Below are 17,057 nucleotides of genomic sequence, written 5' to 3' on the forward strand. Positions count from 1 at the left end.
CTTTATTCGAACTGGTGTTCGAGTTTCTGTCGGTGGGTCGGGCTAGGTTTGCATCATGCTTTCGGGGGAGAACGTCGCCGGCCTCGCCGACGACCTAGGGGTCGCCACACCGCGTGGTGTGCTGCCGATCGCCGACCCGTGTCTGCTCGATGCGGTGGTGTCGATGGAGTCGGCGTGGGTCTGCGTCGCTGCGGTGGCGTCGATCGGGTTGCTCGACGCCGACAAGCGGGCCTTGATGGTGCGGATGGAAACGTTGTCGCGGGCGATATACGGCACCTCGCATACCTGGTTGACCGAACTGATCGATTCCGATGGGTTGGCGGTGATGCCGGAGAAGAAGAATCCGTCTCGTCTGGCGTCTCTGTTGCGGATCAATGCCGGGGTCGCCGGTAAACGCATCAGGATCGCGGCGAAGATCGCGGTGCGGCGGGCGATGACGGGTGAAAAGTTGGATCCGGTGTTGCCGACGACGGCAGTTGCGCATACCAGCGGGGAGATCGATGCCGCGCATGTCACGATCATCGACACGTTCTTCGGCGATCTTCCCGAAGGCGTCGATCACGAGTCGCGGGTGCAGTCGGAGTTTCTGCTCTCGGAGTTGGCGAAGCAGGTGTCGCCGGAGCAGTTGCAGGTTGCTGCGGACCGGCTACAGACTCTCTTGGATCCGGATGGGTCGCTCAGGGATGAGCCCGATCCGATCGCGAAATGTTTCTTCCGGTTGGGGAAGCAGGATGCCGAGGGGTTGAGCAAGGGCAGTTTCCTCATCGACGCCGAGTTCCGGGCGTATCTCGAAGCGTTGCTCGCCAAACTCGCCAAGCCGGGCAATTGCAACCCCGACGAGCCGAAGCCTGTGGTCGAGGACGAGCCGGGCGAGGATGAGCCGGACGAGGATGAGCCGGACGGTGGGTCAGGTGATCGCCCGGACGCGAAGCCGGGGGATCCGACACTGTTCGACGGTCCCGGTCCCAGTCCTGGCGGCGGCGATTCCGGCGGCACAGGCGATTCCGACGGCAGCGGCTCGGGCGGACCCGGCGGCGGTGAGCCGGGAACCACTCCGCGCGATACCGTCACCGATCCCGACATGCAACGCCGCGCCGGACGCGACACCCGCACCCCGGGGCGACGCAACCACGACGCCGTCAAAGCTGTCCTACGCCAGATGCTCGCCTCCGGCACCCTCGGTGAACACCGCGGCCTGCCCGTCACCGCGATCATCTCCATGACCGCCCAGGACCTGGAAACTGCCTGCGGGCACGCTGTCACCGGTACCGGATCACTGATCCCGATGCGCGACGCGATCCGCATGGCCTCCCATGCCCATCAGTACCTCGCGGTCTTCGACGACGCCGACGGCCGCGCTCTCTACCTCGGACGCACCAAACGCATCGCTACCGCCGATCAACGGATCGTGCTGATCGCCCGCGACCGCGGGTGCAGCTTCCCCGGCTGCACCCGCCCCGCCACCTGGTCGCAGGTGCACCACATCGACGAATGGAGATCCGGGGGCAACACCGACGTCGATGCGATGACCTTCGGTTGCGATATCCACCACGCCCTCGTCGGGGATGGCCCCCATGATTGGGCGACCACCACCACCGGCCCAGGGCACCCCACCCCTGGGCGTACTCAGTGGCATCCCCCCGGGAGTGTCGATCCCGATCGCCGCGGGGTAGTGAATCATTTTCATCATCCACAGGAATACCTATACCACGACCCCGAGGACCCCGAGCCGTAATCCGGGAACCCCAAACCGCAAGCGGCACAGCGTTACCTGCGCCGCTTACAGTCATACCGCTCGAACACTGTGCAGGCCACAACGATCTGCTGGCTCCGCTGATGGGACTACGCCTCACAAGCGACATACATGACCGACCTCGCAGGATGGTCCAGCAGAACAAAGTTCTGGCTTGTTCTCCTCGTCCGCACGACGTGGCGGGCTGAGTCCCCTAGCATCACCGGGGTGGGGGGAATCGAAGGGCCGAAGGAGCAGCTAGCGCGTCTTGTAGTCGAGCGGATTCGTTTCGAAGGGGGCGCCGAGCCCCGTGTCGACCACGACGTGTTCGCGGTGCGGTACGGCGACGATTCCGTCCTCTACCTCGACAATCTGCTGCGCGATACGGCCACTGTGTCTGCGCTGGCTCGCGAGTCGCACGTGGCGCATTTCGTCTCGACCGAGATGTCCTCGAAAGACTGGCCCGGGAACTGGAACGACGCGTTGCCGCGGCTGCGTCCGGTCCTGAAACCATCCACGTACACGCTGGGGCCGCCCTCGGGCCTACTGCTGTCCCGCAGGGTGTTTCCGCTGGTCGACGAGCTCGTTGCGGTCGACATGCCGGGCCACCGAGCTACAGTATCGTGGTCGACCATCGACAAGTGGGGCGTCGACCCCTCCACCGTGTTCGCTGCAGCACGATCCAACCTGGCAACCATCACCCAGCACGCCGACCCCACCAAGGGCAGGGCCATTCAGAGATTGATCGACGACGGTGGCCGCTATTACACGTCCTGGCTGCTCGATCCGGGCTGGCTCGAATCCCACCGGGGGCGACTCGGCTGCCCGCCTGTCGCGTTCGTCCCCGACGTCAACACCATCTTCGTACTTCCCAGTGACGACCCCGAATTGCTTGCCAAGCACTTCGCCATGGTCGAGCAGCAGTACATCCACACCTCGCGTGCGTTGTCACCTCAGGCCTACACGGTCGACGACGCCGGGTCGGTCGTCACGTTGGACACTGTCAACCCCGAAGACCCGGGTACTGCCCGTGCGCGATGCGTCCATATCGCGCACGAGTATGCGGCCCAGTCGAGTTGGTTGACTCGGCAGTACGAACTCGAGCACGTCCATTCGTTCGTTGGCACCGTCACAGTCAAGACGACGCCATTCGGTCCCCGGACGGTGACCATCTGGGGCGACGGGATCGATTACACGATGCCGCACACCGATCTCGTGGCGTTCTGCCAACAGGATGCTCCGCCGTTCTATGTCCAGTTCGGCGACGTCGCAGCGATCACCGGTATCGCACCCGTCGCCGGCTTCGATCCGAGAAGGTATCGAGTGTCTTCCTGGCCGGACTGGGAGACCGTCGAACAGCTTCGCGCATACAGCATTCCGGTGGGCTGACAATTATCGAACCACTGTGTACTCGTTGATCACCACCCCCGATTCGTAGGGCGTGCTGGCCACGAGATCCATTCGGACAGGCGAGTATTCACGCTCGGCGAAGAGCCTCTTACCCGAGCCGAGCAGAACCGGGTTGACCTTGAGAATCAGCCTGTCGATTTCGTCCACCAGCGCCGATGCCAGAATTCCGCCTCCCGCCAACCAGATCCCACTGCCGCTCTCCTGCTTCAATGTACGAACGAGAGCGACAGGATCCTCGTCGGAGAGAATCACAGCGGGTTCGACAACCGAGTGGTTGCGCGAGAACACGTGCTGTTTCAGGTGTCCATACGGTCCGCCGTGCGGATGGACTCCACCTGCCGTATAGGTATTCCAGCCCATGAGCACGGTGTCGAAGCGGGTCAGATCGGGAGTCAGCCCCAACGCATCCAACCCGAGCGTCGGAATGGTGTCGGTGTACTCGCGCAGGATCATGTCGATGTGATCGCCCTGCATCGGGAAGTCTGCGAACGTGTCGTCGGGGGCTGCGATGTAGCCGTCGAGGCTGACAGCGACGTAGTAAACCAATTCACGCACAAGAGCTCCAATCACGACGGTTGTAGTGGTTCAGCTTGAAGACTACGACACCCGTCGTGGTTCCGCTAGTCTTTTTTCATGGCCCGCAATCCACAGAGACGCTCCGACCTCGCCGACGCCGGACTCGCCATCCTGGCCAGGGACGGTGCCCGTGGACTCACGCACCGCGCGATCGACGACGAGGCGAACGTCCCCAAGGGGACCACGTCCAATTACTTCAAGTCACGCGACGACGTCATCGCCGGGCTGATCGAGCGGATCGGAGAAAGGCTGGCACCCAACCCCGAAGTCCACGAACCTCTCGCTTCGCAGCCTCCCAGCCCCGAGCTGTTCGGTGCGTACATTCGCGACATCGTCGCGCGGCTCCTCGGGAATCGCGACGTGACGCTCGCGTTGTTCGAGCTGAGACTGGAGGCCTCGAGACGCCAAGAGATCAGGGAAGTGCTCGGGCGCTGGCAGCGCTCGAACTTCGCCGCCGACGTCGAATTCAATCTCGCCGCCGGGCTCCCCGGAGGCGCCAAGGAGGTCGCACTTTTCCACTACGCGATCGACGGTCTCCTACTCGACCGCCTCACGTACCCGATCGATCCCGAGACGTCGACCGACGAGATAATTGACGCCCTGATTGCGCTGACGCGCCCGTGAGTGAATGTGTACGTCCGGCTGTCATAAAGCACTCACGGGCGGCGTAGCCGCACTCAGGTGAATTTCACACCCTGGGCCAGCGGCAATTCGTTGGAGTAGTTGACCGTGTTGGTCGACCGACGCATGTAGGACTTCCATGCGTCCGAACCGGACTCGCGTCCGCCACCGGTTTCCTTCTCGCCGCCGAAGGCCCCACCGATCTCAGCACCCGACGGTCCGATGTTGACGTTCGCGATGCCACAGTCGGACCCCGCCGCGGACAGGAACTTCTCGGCCTCGCGAAGGTCCGTCGTGAAGATCGACGACGAAAGCCCCTGCGGCACATCATTATGGAGTGCAATGGCCTCGTCGAGCGTGTCGTAGGTGAGCACGTACAAAATGGGGGCGAATGTCTCGTGACGCACGATATCGGTCTGTGCGGGCATGGTGACGATCGTCGGCTGTACGTAGTAGGCATACTCACCGAAAATATCGACGCGCTCACCGCCGACCTTGATCGAGCCGCCGCCACCCACCGCGGCGTCGAGCGCCTTCTGGAATCCCGCGAAGGCCGGGGCGTCGATCAATGGGCCGACGAGGGTGTCCGGCTCCATCGGTGAACCGATGGAGAGCGATTGATAGGCACGTGAAATGCGATCCACCAGCTCCTCGGCGATCGAGGAATGCACGATCACCCGGCGCAACGACGTACAGCGCTGCCCCGCAGTGCCAGCCGCGGAGAACACGATTCCGCGGGTGGTCAGATCCAGGTCGGCGGACGGCGTCACGATCGCAGCGTTGTTGCCGCCGAGTTCGAGCAGCACCCGGCCGAACCGCTCGGCCACACGAGGTGCGACCGTACGGCCCATCCGAGTCGAACCGGTTGCCGAGAGCAGCGCTACTCGCGAGTCGTCGACGAGGGCCTCTCCTGCAACACGGTCGCCGATGACGAGCTGCGCAACCGCCGGGTCGATGCCTGCTTTCTGGGCTGCACGCTCGAACAGCGCTTGTACTCCGAGCGCGGTCAACGGAGTCTTCTCCGACGGTTTCCAGATGACGGTGTCTCCGGCGACCAAGGCCAACACCGTGTTCCACGACCACACCGCGACCGGGAAGTTGAAGGCCGTGATGACTCCGACGACACCGAGCGGGTGCCACTGTTCCATCATGCGGTGCCCTGGGCGCTCGGTGGCGATGGTGTTGCCGTACAGCTGGCGGGACAATCCGACACCGAAGTCGCAGATGTCGATCATTTCCTGCACTTCACCGAGGCCCTCGGAGACGATCTTGCCTGCCTCGATCGACACGAGCGCGCCAAGATCTTCCTTGTGTTCGCGCAGCAGTTCCCCGAGTTCGCGAATCAGACCTCCGCGCACCGGTGCCGGTACAGCCGACCACTCGCCGAACGCCGCTGACGCCACGCTGATCGCGGCCTCGACATCGGCCGGTCCAGCAGCGGCGAGCGATGCAAGATTGCCACCGGTGATGGGCGAGCGCGCCACGATCGGCAGCTTGGACTGCGGCACGTCCAGATCGACGCGCACACCGAGACGGTCCAGAATCGCGCGAGTCCGGACACTGAGATCGCCGTGGGTGACGGGTGAAGACATGTACAGCACCTTTCATGGAGGCGAGCGGTGGTATCAATCTAGTCGACAACACTTCAGACCGTAAATATTCCTGTTTTATGCGCTTGCTTACGGAATATTATCGCGTATGTTGGCACACATGACGCAGGTATTACAGTCCGTCCACGACCATCCCGACGCCTCTCAGGAAGCCGTGGCCCCCGCGCGAGTGCACGAAACGATCGGCAAGCACATGCTCGTCGACGGGTTCGAGATGGTGCTCGATCTGGATGCTTCGCACGGGTCGAAACTCGTCGACGCCCGTAATGGCACCGAATACCTCGATCTGTTCACTTTCTTCGCCTCCAATGCGCTCGGCATGAACCATCCATCGCTGGCTCAGGACGACGAATTCAAGGCAGATCTGTTGCAGGCCGCCATGAACAAGCCCAGCAATTCCGACATCTACACCGCTCCGATGGCGCAGTTCGTGGAAACGTTCGCGCGTGTCCTGGGCGACGCCAGGCTTCCGCACTTGTTCTTCGTCGAAGGCGGTGCGCTCGCCGTCGAGAACGCGCTCAAGGTCGCCTTCGACTGGAAGAGCCGCTGGAACCAAGCCCACGGCATCGACCCCAGTCTCGGCACGCAGGTCATGCACTTCGAGCACGCCTTTCATGGCCGCTCCGGCTACACGATGTCCTTGACGAACACCGACCCGAACAAAGTCGCACGGTTCCCCAAGTTCGACTGGCCCCGCATCCCGTCGCCGTACATACGCGGCGGCGTCGACATGGACGCCCTCGAGTCCGACGCGTTGGAGGCGGCGCGGTTGGCATTCGAAGCAAACCCGCATGACATCGCCTGCGCCATCATCGAACCGATCCAGGGCGAAGGTGGTGACAACCACTTCCGCCCGCAGTTCCTCCAGAAGCTGCGGGACCTGTGCCACGAATTCGACACTCTGTTCGTCGTCGACGAGGTGCAGACGGGTGCCGGAATGACCGGCACCGCATGGGCTTTCCAACAACTCGGCGTCGTACCGGACGTTCTGGCCTTCGGGAAAAAGGTCCAGGTCTGTGGCGTCATGGCAGGGGGACGCGTCGACGATATCGAGGACAACGCCTTCCGCGTGTCCTCGCGCATAAACTCGACGTGGGGCGGCAACCTCACCGACATGGTCCGCTCGCGCCGGATACTGGAAGTGGTGGAAGCAGACAGTCTCATCGAGAGGGCAGGAGTCCTCGGTGAGCATCTACTGCAGCGCCTGCAGGACATGGCATCTCGCCACACCATGGTCACCGAGGTACGCGGACGCGGCTTGATGTGCGCCTTCACGATGCCCGACGCCGACCTCCGCGACCGCCTCGTCGAGGATCTGCGAGTTCAGGAGCAAGTGCTCGTCCTCGGATGCGGCGGGAGCGCCGTCCGTTTCCGCCCAGCGCTGACCATCAATGAAGCCGACCTCGACCGAGGCGTCGACGCCATCGAACGCTCGCTCGGGAGGCTGTAGGGCTCAGCGATGTGCCGCAGTCGACGAAATACTGATTCGAGCCGACGGGGTGACCTGATCGCGGTTCTGTTATCCGTTCGATTCCTGCGAATCCCTGAGTTAGCTGTTAAGTTCTCCTAGCGAAAGGACCGACCGGTCTTTTCGGTCAGGCCTGTCGCAAGCAGGATCACGGAGGACATCGCTGTGCCTTATCTCGGTTTGATCATCATGATCCTGTGGGTGTTCTGCCTGATCGACGTCATCACGGCCGAGGACACTGGTGTTCGCCACCTACCGAAGATGTTGTGGCTACTGTTCGTGATTCTCATTCCTCTGGCCGGTTCGGTGGTCTGGCTCCTCGTCGGGCGTCCCATCGGCGGCGGAGTCTGGGGCGGAAACGGAACGCAGCAGGGTGGTTGGAACGGGCAGGGTGGTCGAGACGGGCAGGGAATCAACTCGGCCTACCCCGAGTACGAAACGCGGCCAGGACGAGCACTCGGTACGAGCCCAGAGGCCGACGAGGAGTTCCTTCGTCAGTGCCGAGCCCGCGCCGAGCAGCAGCGCAAGCGGGCAAAGGGCAACTGACTCGCCGGCTCGGTCAAGCGTCGGCAAGTGCAGTGACAACCTCGGCCGGGCAGGTTTGATCGTGCGAGGTGTGTGTGTACAGTCACGTGGCATGTACGCGAATCAGTCCCCAGCAGGATCATGGTGGTGGCGCTCCTAGGCGCCCACATTTCGCGTAGCTGTATCCGTGGCCGCCCTTCGAGGCGGCCATTTTTGTGCCCTGGTCGCTCGGAGGTCGGCTCTGATCCGAGAGGGTTTTCGATGAACGAGTTGCTGACCAGAGCGCTGACCGGCTCCGAACCGTTCGCTGTGCTGAGCCGCGAGGGCGGTGTCGATGTGTTGCTCGGAGAAGTCATCACCGTTGATTCGCTGGCGGACATTCCGCTCGATGCGGCGGCATCCGGTCCCGACGTGTTGGCGTTGGTGCCGTTCCGGCAAGTTACCGAACGAGGATTCGTCTGCCACGACGACGAATCACCACTTCAATGCTTGCGGGTCCGTGAGCATGTGCGGCTGTCGATCGACGAGGTGCTGGCGGCTCTACCGGTAGGCGCACTGAACGTTACCGACGGGCGATTCGAACCCGAGGACGACGCCTACGCATCGATCGTTTCGCGTGTCCTGACCGAAGAGATCGGTACCGGTGCAGGTGCGAACTTCGTTATTCGACGGGATTTCCGTGCTTCGCTCGATGACTCCCTCACCAGCGGTCTCGAGATCTTCCGACGGCTCCTGCTGGGTGAATCGGGCTCGTACTGGACGTTTTTCGTGTCCACACCGACCGTCACCCTGGTAGGTGCGACGCCGGAGCGCCACGTCGGATTCGATGGCACGTCGGCGATCATGAACCCCATCAGTGGCACCTATCGCCACCCCGTCGAAGGACCCTCCGGTGTAGGGGTTCTCGACTTCCTCGGTGATGCGAAAGAGAACGCCGAGCTGTTCATGGTGGTCGACGAGGAACTTAAAATGATGAGCCGTATCTGCGCCCACGGTGGGCGTGTCATCGGCCCGAAGCTGAAGCAGATGGGGCATCTGACCCACACCGAGTACATTCTCGTAGGCGAAACCGACATGGATCCGCGCGACATTCTGAGGGAAACGATGTTCGCACCCACCGTCACCGGCTCCCCTATCGAGAACGCAGCCAGGGTGATCGAGCGGTACGAGACGTCGGGGCGTGGCTACTACTCCGGTGTTCTCGCACTCTTCGAGCATTCCGACGGCGTGTCGACGGTCGATGCCCCGATCCTGATCAGGACGTGTGAGATCGCGCCGTCTGGCGAGCTGAAGATCTCGGCCGGAGCGACGTTGGTTCGCAATTCCGTGCCCGAACACGAAGTGGCCGAGACTCGTTCGAAGCTTGGCGGCGTCCTCGCGGCAGTCGGCGTCGAAGCGCCGCGGCCGCGGGCAGCCGATGCAGTGCGTCTCGACGAATTCCCCGGTGTCGCCGAAGCACTTGCCCGTCGCAACGAGAAGTTGGCGGAGTTCTGGCTGGACCAGCAGCCGCTACCCTCCACTTCGCTGCTGGGTAGAACTGCGGTGGTCGTCGACTTCGAGGACCAGTGGACGGCGATGATCGCACACCAGCTGCGGCATCTGGGGATGGATGTATCGGTTGTGCGCTGGGAGAACTTTGCGGGAAGTGATGCGGAGCTGCTGGTGTGCGGGCCAGGCCCTGGCGACCCGTCCGTGCGGGATGCTCGTATTCTCGCGGTGGAAAACGCGGTCGATGGGAGACTTGCGAGTGGTTCGGCTCTTCTTGCCATCTGCCTGAGCCATCAGGTGCTCGCGCGGAGGCTCGGCTTGGATGTCGTTGCCTTGGAAAGCCCTACGCAAGGGGTCCAGCGGACCGTCCGGGTATTCGGGGAGGAACGGACCGTGGGGTTCTACAACACTTTCACCGCACTGGACGGCCCGATCGATGGGGTCGTGGTGTCTGTGGACGGTGGTCATGTGAATGCATTGCGGGGAAGTGGATTCGAATCCGTTCAGTTCCACCCGGAGTCGGTCTTGTCCACGGATGGCCTGGAAATACTTTCCGGTGTGGTGCACAGGTTGCTCCGCGTGAGCGCCGATGTTGCGGTCCCCCTCACGAGGCGTTCACTCTCTCCCGGCGACGATGCGACGGAAAGGCGCTGTGCGAGCTCACCACCGTCACCAATGCTGCAGCCACGAGCAGAGCAGCCGTCAGCGCGACCACAGCGATGCTGCTCAGATCGATGATCACCCCGCCGACCAGGGCACCAGAAGCAATCGCAACCTGAAATGCGACGACATAAACAGCAGAAGCCTTGTCCGGATCAGCGCGCGGCGTCTCCAGCACTGACGACTGCAAGCACACAGGCACAGTCGTGAACGCCAAACCCCACAGTCCGATCGCCAGAACTGCAAGCACTGCAAGCGATCCCGGCGCCGAATGCACAGCGACCCACAAAGCAAGCAAGGACGCGGTGACCACGGACAGTGCGCCGATCGTGGACCGTCTCGGCCACCTGTCGAACGTCTTTCCGACGATCCAGATGCCGGCGACGCCGCACAGTCCGTACACAAGGAGCATCAATGTCAGGGTCGCCCCCATGGAACCCAGACCGCGATCGACGAGCAACGAGAAGTACGTGTATGCGATGAAGTGCCCGAGCACCGCGAGAAACGTTGCTGCGCATATCATCACGAGGGAGCGATCCAGAGTGCGGACCTTCTCACGCTTGGCTGGTTCGGCAACGTTCATGACGGGCAATACAAGGAAAAGCGTCAGCGCAATCAACGCCGAGATCACACCGATCGACGTGGCCGCCATGCGCCACCCCAGCCACTGCCCCACTGCGGCTGAGAGCGGATTGCCTGCAACGAGCGCCAGCGAGGTCCCGGCGTAGACCGTCGCGATCGCTTTTCCTCGTTGACCGGGCGCTGCAAGCGACGCCGCCACGGGCGCGACTACCGCCCAGAACACTCCGTGCGTCGCCGCGCAGATCATCCGCGCTGCCACGAGCATCGGATATCCGACGGCGATCGCAGAAACGAGTTGCGACACAGCAAGCGCTGCAACGGTCACCACTACGACAGTCCGCCGGGGCCACCGGCGCACGAACGTGATGAGTGGCATCGTCATCAGTGCAACACCGTAGGCGTAGAAGGTCAGCAGCAATCCGACGCTGGATTCGCTGACGCTCATATCCGATGAAATCTCCGGTAGCAGCCCAACGGGCAGCGTTTCAGCAGTGACGTACGCGAAGGCGGCCGCAGCGAGCACGATGAGTCGGAGCATGCTTGATCCAAACACATTGTGTATCGTTACACAACCTGGTCCGAGACGTTAGGGTTATGCCCATGAGCACCCGCCCTACTATGGCCGATGTCGCTGCAGCGGCGGGTGTGTCCACCATGAGCGTGTCGTACACCTACAACCAACCGACCCGGGTATCAACGAGCACCCGCGAGAAGGTCCACGCGGCCGCGACCGCTCTCGGTTACACCGGACCGAATCGGGCAGCTCGGTCGCTACGCAGCGGAAAGAGCAACAATCTGGGCGTCATCCTCACCGAGAAGCTGACGTATTCGTTCGACAATGCGCAGGCGCGCGCCTTTCTTTCGGGTATCGCCGACGCGTGCCTGGATACCGACACCGGCCTGGTGCTGCTCCCCAATTCTCGCGTGGGCGTCGATCTCGACCGGGTACGAGATGCTCATGTGGACGGTTTCGTGGTGTGGACGACCGTCGTCGACGACCCGATGCTCGAGGTCGTGGCCTCGACCGGCAAGCCCGTGTGCATTCAGGGCGGGCCGAAATACCCCGGCACGCAGCTCGTCGGCATCGACGATCAGAAGGCCGCCCACGCAATCGGCAATATCGGCCTTCACAACGCGAAACACCCTGCGGTGATCAGCTTTCCGCGTAACCGAGAGCGCATCGGCGAGATCGTTCTCGGACCGGAACCCGAGGACGCGACGTTCCCAGTGACCGCGGCCCGCCTTGCCGGATACCGCCAGGCCGTAGTCGACGCAGGCGTGGACTGGGCGCAGGTACCGGTCGCTTTCGTCGAGACCAACGCGCGCGCCCACGGGGCAGCCGCCATGAAAATGCTGTCTCCGAACAGATGTGGTGCACACACGCTGGTGGATCGAGATGCCATCCTCTGCAGCAGCGACGAACTCGCATTCGGAGTACTCGATGTGCGCCGCGACATCTCGGTCACCGGTTGGGACGACTCCGAGGCCGCAGAATCGGCAGGTCTGACCACTGTCTCTCAGTCGCTGTACGAGCAGGGACGCGACGCCGCACGCTGGGCGCTCGGCACCGTCGACACCATCCCGGACGCAACGTGGACGTTGAAAATCCGCAGTTCGACGCAGCGCAGCAGCTGACAACACGAACCCATCCAAGGCCAAGGAGCAGTGTGGCAGTTGGCCTGTTTTGCCGCTGGCTGACCGTGCTCGTGAGGCCAGAAACAAGGCCGTCGCCCTCTTTCTGGCACCAAACCATACCTTCGGGTTACTGTGGGGCGGGCCGACCGGCCACAGGGGGGGGAGTATGAGCCGAGAGCCGACTATGCCCCGATCTACCATCGCAGATGTCTTCACCATGCCGCGAGCTGCGCTGGAAGCTCTCGCAGAGGCCCTCATACTGGTCGATACCTCCTTCGTGGTCACCTATGCCAATCCAGCTGCAGCAACACTCCTGAGCACCTCGACCGAACGGCTCATCGGACGATGCATCGATGCGTGGTTCACCGAACCTCGCTGGGCCGAGTTCGTGACCGCGTGCAGCGCGTCCGACGAGTCCGATTTCGAAGACTTCTCCTACACCCTGCAGAGATGGTTGTCCTACCGCAGTGAGCGCGGTGCCGAAGGCTATGCCCTCTGGCCATCAGCAATTACCGACGAGCGACTCGGCACAAGTCGCAACGAGTGGACCGACGAGCTCGCCCAGGCCATGCTCGACGCCGTCCCCGCCGGTACTGTCGTCATCGATCTCACGGGCACGATCGTGCTGGTCAACCGCATGTGGTCCGATTACTGGTCCGATAAAACGAACAGCGATTCCAACGGCCCCGGCGACAACTACTTCGAGCGGTGCGCCGCATCGGCTGCGGACGGAAACGCACAATCTGCTGCAATACTGGCAGGTCTCCAGGCCCTCACGAGAGGCGAAGGTCAGGTATTCGCTGTCGATTGCGAGCTGGCCTCACACCGGTACCGGCTGCGCGCCGCGTGCCTCGCGGACGGTGGTGGAATTTACATCACCCACACCGACATCGGCGACACCGCGACCGAGGACGGTTCGCGCTCCGACCCGCTGACCGGGCTACCGAACCGCGAAGAAATCGAAGCCCTCCTCGCGGTGGAACTGGCGAACCGAGCACCCGACAACGAGGTGAGCGTGCTGCTCGTCGACATCGACGGCTTCAAGGAATTCAACGACGCACTCGGTCCGACGCAGGGCGACGAGTTACTCCAACTGGTCGCGGAACGACTCGCAGCGTCCACCAGGCCTACAGACACTCTCGGCCGACTTACCGGCGACGAATTCGTCGTCATCGCCCGTGGTTGCCAGTCCATCGCTGCGCGTGCGTTGGCAGCAGGGTTCGCCAGCGTGCTCGAGCCGTCGTTCGAACTCGCCGACCGCCAACTCACCGTCACCGCGAGCGTCGGTGTCACCACGTCCGACACCGACGCTCGCGACCCGGCACAGCTCGTTCACGATGCGACGACGGCGATGCACGCAGCCAAGTCCCTCGGACGCAGCAGCCATCAGGTCTTCTCCACCGGCCTTCGGGACAGCAACCGCACACGCCTCGAGATCGTCGAACGGCTACGCGGTGTCGCCATGGCCGAACACGAACTCGAAATGGTGTACCAACCCATCGTCGAACTGGCTACCGGCATTGTCGTCGGCGCCGAAGCACTCATCCGGTGGAACCACCCCGAGCTCGGTCTCCTCATGCCCGACAGCTTCATCGGCCTCGCCGAAGATGCCGATCTCATCATTCCGCTGAGCAATTGGATACTCGCCCAGGTCGGAAAAACGGTCGCCGCTTGGCAGTACCAGGACCTCAACGTGCAGGTCGGCGTCAACGTCAGCCCTTTACACTTCGCGGCGGGCACACTCGCAACCGACGTCAACGCCGTCATCGACTCACTAGGGATCGAACCAGGCAGGCTCTGCCTCGAACTTGCAGAATCAAAATCACTGCACGACATCGACGCCGTCTACTACCAATTGATGGACGTACGACGCCACGGTTCGGTCGTCGCTATCGACGACTTCGGCTCCGGCTTCTCCTCGCTCGAACGACTCGCAACGCTGCCCGTCGACATCCTCAAGATCGACAAATCGCTCACCCAACACCTCGACAGCAAAGACCTACAGCGGCGCCGCGCCATGACCGCGCTGTGCCGAGCAGTCGTCGAAGTTACCCACGACCTCGGCAAGAACACCGTTGTCGAAGGAATCGAAACCAAAGAGCAGCTCGAGTCCTGCGTCGACATGGGAGTCACATTCGGGCAAGGTCACCTATTGGGTAGGCCCATGACTGCTGCTCAGCTCGAAACCATCCTTATCCAGAACGGCGCCCACAGCGCGTCGGCATGACGTGAGGAAAACTCAGCCGTGAAGATCGATGACGAGGTCGGACGCTTCGCAGGCGCCCAACGCGCAATACTGTCCACCGTCAACCCCGACGGCACACCCCACTTGGTACCCGTGGTCTTCGCCCAGGTCGGCGAAACCCTGGTCAGCGCAATCGACTGGAAACCGAAAACCACGCGCAAGCTCCAGCGACTAGAGAACATTCGCGCCGACCCGGCCGTCAGCCTCATCGTCGACAACTACGACGACGACTGGACAAGCCTCTGGTGGGTACGGGCCAGCGGGTCCGCACGTGTCGCCGAACCCGATACCGACGAATGCACCGCGGCCATCGACGCACTCGTCGAGAAGTACAAGCAATACGCCTCCGCTAGACCGGAAGGTCCCGCCATCGTCGTCGGCAAGCTGACCTGGCGGTCCTGGAAGGCGTCGTAGGTTCGCTTCGCGTTCCATTTGTCCCGCCCTCCGCCCCTTCCGGACCGAATGCCTCCCTAGGTCATCTGGGTGACCGAATGCGTCATTCGGTCACTAAGGCAGCCGGGGGCTTTCAGGCTGACAGGCCAAGTTGGATCAGACAGGTGGAGTCGATGTCTGCAGTGGGGCTGAGCTCAGACCGGAGGTTCAGGCGGGTGTCGATCCCAGACCGGACGACTCGACCGGCTTGCTTGCGTCGTCACCGCACGCAGCAAGCAAACGCCCGGCCAGAACCCGGACGTGCTCTCGAAGCTCGCCTGGTTCTTCGATGAACAGGTCGCGGCCGAGTCCGGCGAAATACGGGACTACCCAGTCGAGGCGCTCAGCGCCCAGGCGGACGCGGGTCCATGGCTCCGTGTTGTCGGACGCGGCCGGCTCCAGCGTCGCCAGGCCGGCGGGGAACTGCGAGCGTAGGTCGTCGATGGTGCCGGCGACGCGGACCGAGACCTGATAGCGCCACGGGGTGGCCGCCAGGCTCGCCAGAACGATCGCGCTCGCGTCGAAGTCGTCGGGGACGTTGAACGATCCGGGCAACGCCACGGGGTTGCTGATCCGATCGACACGGAAGGTCCGGACCTCACCGGTACCCGACTCGTGGCCTGTGACGTACCAGCGTCCGGAGCGGGCGACGATGCCGTAGGGGAGGATCGAGCGCTGGCTGGCCTGCCCGTCCTTGCGGGTGTAGCCGATCTCGACGGGGTGGCGATCGCGGGCGGCCTCGGCGATGACCATCAACACCTTCGGATCGGTGTCACCGATGGCTTCTGTGCTCGAGCGTCCAGACGGGCCGAGGAGCGCCAGGTCCGCGGAGGACAGCAGCGCGTCTAGCCGTGCCGCCGTTCCTCGCGGCAACACGCGACGCAACTTGCCGACAGCGCTCTCCACGGTCTCGCTATCGATCGGCAACCCGCCGCTACGACGGCCCACGACCAGCCCTAGGAGCAGCGTGAGCGCCTCCTCGTCGGTCAACATCAGCGGCGGCATCCGGTAGCCGGGCGCCACCCGGTAACCACCGTGCCGCCCGCGGATCGACTCGACCGGCACCTCCATCTCGACCAGCTGCGCGACATAGCGGCGCACGGTCCGCTCGTCGACGCCCAGCCGGGTGGCGAGAGTCGCGACCGACTGGATCCCTCCGGCCTGGAGGAACTCCAGGAGGGTCAACACACGAGCAGTCGAGCGGGCCATGTGAACAGATTCCCACGAATACCGGGCGGATTCAGCCCTGTATCGGCTTTAGCATCACAGCCATGACCAACTCCCATGCCACCGCCTTCGTCTCGACCCGCATCATCACCGACAACCTCGATGCGATGGTCGAGTTCTACGAGCAGCTCACCGGCACCACCGCCGTACGCCCCGCGCCGGTCTTCGCCGAGATCCTCACCCCGACCGCGACCCTCGCGATCGGCAGCACCGCCACGGTGCCGCTGTTCGCACTCGGCTCTGCCGAGGCAGCCGCCAACCGGTCGGCGATCTTCGAGTTCCTCGTCAACGACGTCGACGCCGAGTACGCCCGCCTAGCCGCACTGGGCGCGGAGTTCGTCGCCGAGCCAGCACTCATGCCATGGGGCAACCGGGTCTTCTTCCTTCGTGACCCCGACCAGAACCTCGTTGGCGTGTTCAGCCCAGTGAGCGCGGAGGCAATCGACCGCTTCTCCGGCCGCTACAGCCGCTGAGAGCGCGGGACGATGAGTAGGAGACAACGCCCTCAGTCGGAAAGGAGCCTTGAAACCTTCGCCGCGGTCGCAGGACCTGGCTCTCCAGGACTACCGTGCCGGTCGCTGAGGCCACAATGGCCTGCGTCAGCTATCCCCATGTCCCTGGAGTGCACTCATGCCTCCCCGAAACGCACAGCTGTCCATCGAAGAGCGACGTCGCCGCGCAGGCCATGGCAGGTCCCCGATAGTCGGACCACAGCGTTCTAGAGCCGCTTCGGTTTGATCTTCAGTCGATCTCGCAGCCGTCCACCGGTTGGTGGTTGTGGGTGCATTGGGCAGCATACTCAGCCGGGGTGAGGTAGCCCAGCGATGAGTGCCGGTGCCGGTTGTT

General features: G+C 63.2%; 13 protein-coding genes and 1 pseudogene. 10 read left to right on the plus strand and 4 right to left on the minus strand.

All coding sequences use genetic code 11. The features are described 5' to 3' along the window. Positions 1-55 precede the first annotated feature (55 nt). Together QMK17_RS13830 and QMK17_RS13835 are read left to right on the plus strand one after the other, a co-directional pair. On the plus strand, positions 56-1,735 hold the full coding sequence (locus QMK17_RS13830) for an HNH endonuclease signature motif containing protein (protein WP_283509833.1): 1,680 nt from the start codon (positions 56-58) through the stop codon (positions 1,733-1,735). 225 nt (positions 1,736-1,960) lie between these two features. Further along, complete coding sequence (locus QMK17_RS13835; RefSeq protein WP_283509834.1) at positions 1,961-3,121, plus strand: hypothetical protein; 1,161 nt, start codon at positions 1,961-1,963, stop codon at positions 3,119-3,121. Between the two features lie 3 nt (positions 3,122-3,124). Here the strand turns inward: QMK17_RS13835 and QMK17_RS13840 are convergent, their stop codons facing one another. Then, on the minus strand, positions 3,125-3,697 hold the full coding sequence (locus tag QMK17_RS13840) for a dihydrofolate reductase family protein (RefSeq protein ID WP_283509835.1): 573 nt from the start codon (positions 3,695-3,697) through the stop codon (positions 3,125-3,127). 78 nt (positions 3,698-3,775) lie between these two features. On the opposite strand from QMK17_RS13840, the gene QMK17_RS13845 reads away from it, so the two are divergent. Beyond that, entirely contained in the window at positions 3,776-4,342 is a 567-nt protein-coding gene (locus tag QMK17_RS13845) for a TetR/AcrR family transcriptional regulator (protein ID WP_283509836.1), read from the plus strand. A gap of 53 nt (positions 4,343-4,395) precedes the next feature. Here the strand turns inward: QMK17_RS13845 and amaB are convergent, their stop codons facing one another. Continuing rightward, a complete protein-coding gene (gene amaB / locus QMK17_RS13850) occupies positions 4,396-5,931 on the minus strand; it encodes an L-piperidine-6-carboxylate dehydrogenase (protein WP_283509837.1) in 1,536 nt (511 codons plus the stop codon). A gap of 172 nt (positions 5,932-6,103) precedes the next feature. On the opposite strand from amaB, the gene lat reads away from it, so the two are divergent. From lat to QMK17_RS13865, 3 genes are all read left to right on the plus strand, one after another. Next, positions 6,104-7,399, plus strand: coding sequence for an L-lysine 6-transaminase (gene lat, locus QMK17_RS13855; protein WP_336620150.1), 1,296 nt, complete (start codon positions 6,104-6,106; stop codon positions 7,397-7,399). Between the two features lie 183 nt (positions 7,400-7,582). Next, positions 7,583-7,963, plus strand: coding sequence for a PLD nuclease N-terminal domain-containing protein (locus QMK17_RS13860; protein ID WP_283509839.1), 381 nt, complete (start codon positions 7,583-7,585; stop codon positions 7,961-7,963). 240 nt (positions 7,964-8,203) lie between these two features. Further along, a complete protein-coding gene (locus tag QMK17_RS13865) occupies positions 8,204-10,168 on the plus strand; it encodes an anthranilate synthase family protein (RefSeq protein ID WP_283509840.1) in 1,965 nt (654 codons plus the stop codon). Positions 10,169-10,277: 109 nt separating this feature from the next. Here QMK17_RS13865 and QMK17_RS13870 read toward each other — a convergent pair. Next, positions 10,278-11,210, minus strand: a pseudogene (locus QMK17_RS13870) (MFS transporter); the annotation flags it as partial. A gap of 62 nt (positions 11,211-11,272) precedes the next feature. Here QMK17_RS13870 and QMK17_RS13875 point away from each other — a divergent pair. The 3 genes from QMK17_RS13875 to QMK17_RS13885 all read left to right on the plus strand — a co-directional run bounded on the left by QMK17_RS13875 (position 11,273) and on the right by QMK17_RS13885 (position 14,966). After that, positions 11,273-12,307 carry a LacI family DNA-binding transcriptional regulator gene (locus tag QMK17_RS13875; protein ID WP_283509841.1) on the plus strand — a complete coding sequence of 345 codons (1,035 nt, stop codon included), beginning with the start codon at positions 11,273-11,275 and terminating at the stop codon, positions 12,305-12,307. A gap of 184 nt (positions 12,308-12,491) precedes the next feature. Next, the gene (locus tag QMK17_RS13880) at positions 12,492-14,534 is read left to right on the plus strand and encodes a putative bifunctional diguanylate cyclase/phosphodiesterase (protein ID WP_283509842.1); all 2,043 of its coding nucleotides are present in this window, start codon (positions 12,492-12,494) and stop codon (positions 14,532-14,534) included. 18 nt (positions 14,535-14,552) lie between these two features. Continuing rightward, positions 14,553-14,966 (plus strand): TIGR03668 family PPOX class F420-dependent oxidoreductase, encoded by a 414-nt coding sequence (locus tag QMK17_RS13885; RefSeq protein ID WP_283509843.1) that lies wholly within the window; start codon positions 14,553-14,555, stop codon positions 14,964-14,966. A 186-nt stretch (positions 14,967-15,152) separates the two neighbouring features. Here QMK17_RS13885 and QMK17_RS13890 read toward each other — a convergent pair whose 3' ends face one another. Next, positions 15,153-16,193 (minus strand): helix-turn-helix transcriptional regulator, encoded by a 1,041-nt coding sequence (locus QMK17_RS13890; protein ID WP_283509844.1) that lies wholly within the window; start codon positions 16,191-16,193, stop codon positions 15,153-15,155. Between the two features lie 62 nt (positions 16,194-16,255). On the opposite strand from QMK17_RS13890, the gene QMK17_RS13895 reads away from it, so the two are divergent. Then, the gene (locus tag QMK17_RS13895; protein ID WP_283509845.1) at positions 16,256-16,684 is read left to right on the plus strand and encodes a VOC family protein; all 429 of its coding nucleotides are present in this window, start codon (positions 16,256-16,258) and stop codon (positions 16,682-16,684) included. The last annotated feature ends 373 nt before the right edge of the window (positions 16,685-17,057 follow it).

Origin of the sequence: Rhodococcus sp. G-MC3 (assembly GCF_030063335.1) — a bacterium.
GTDB lineage: Bacteria > Actinomycetota > Actinomycetes > Mycobacteriales > Mycobacteriaceae > Rhodococcoides.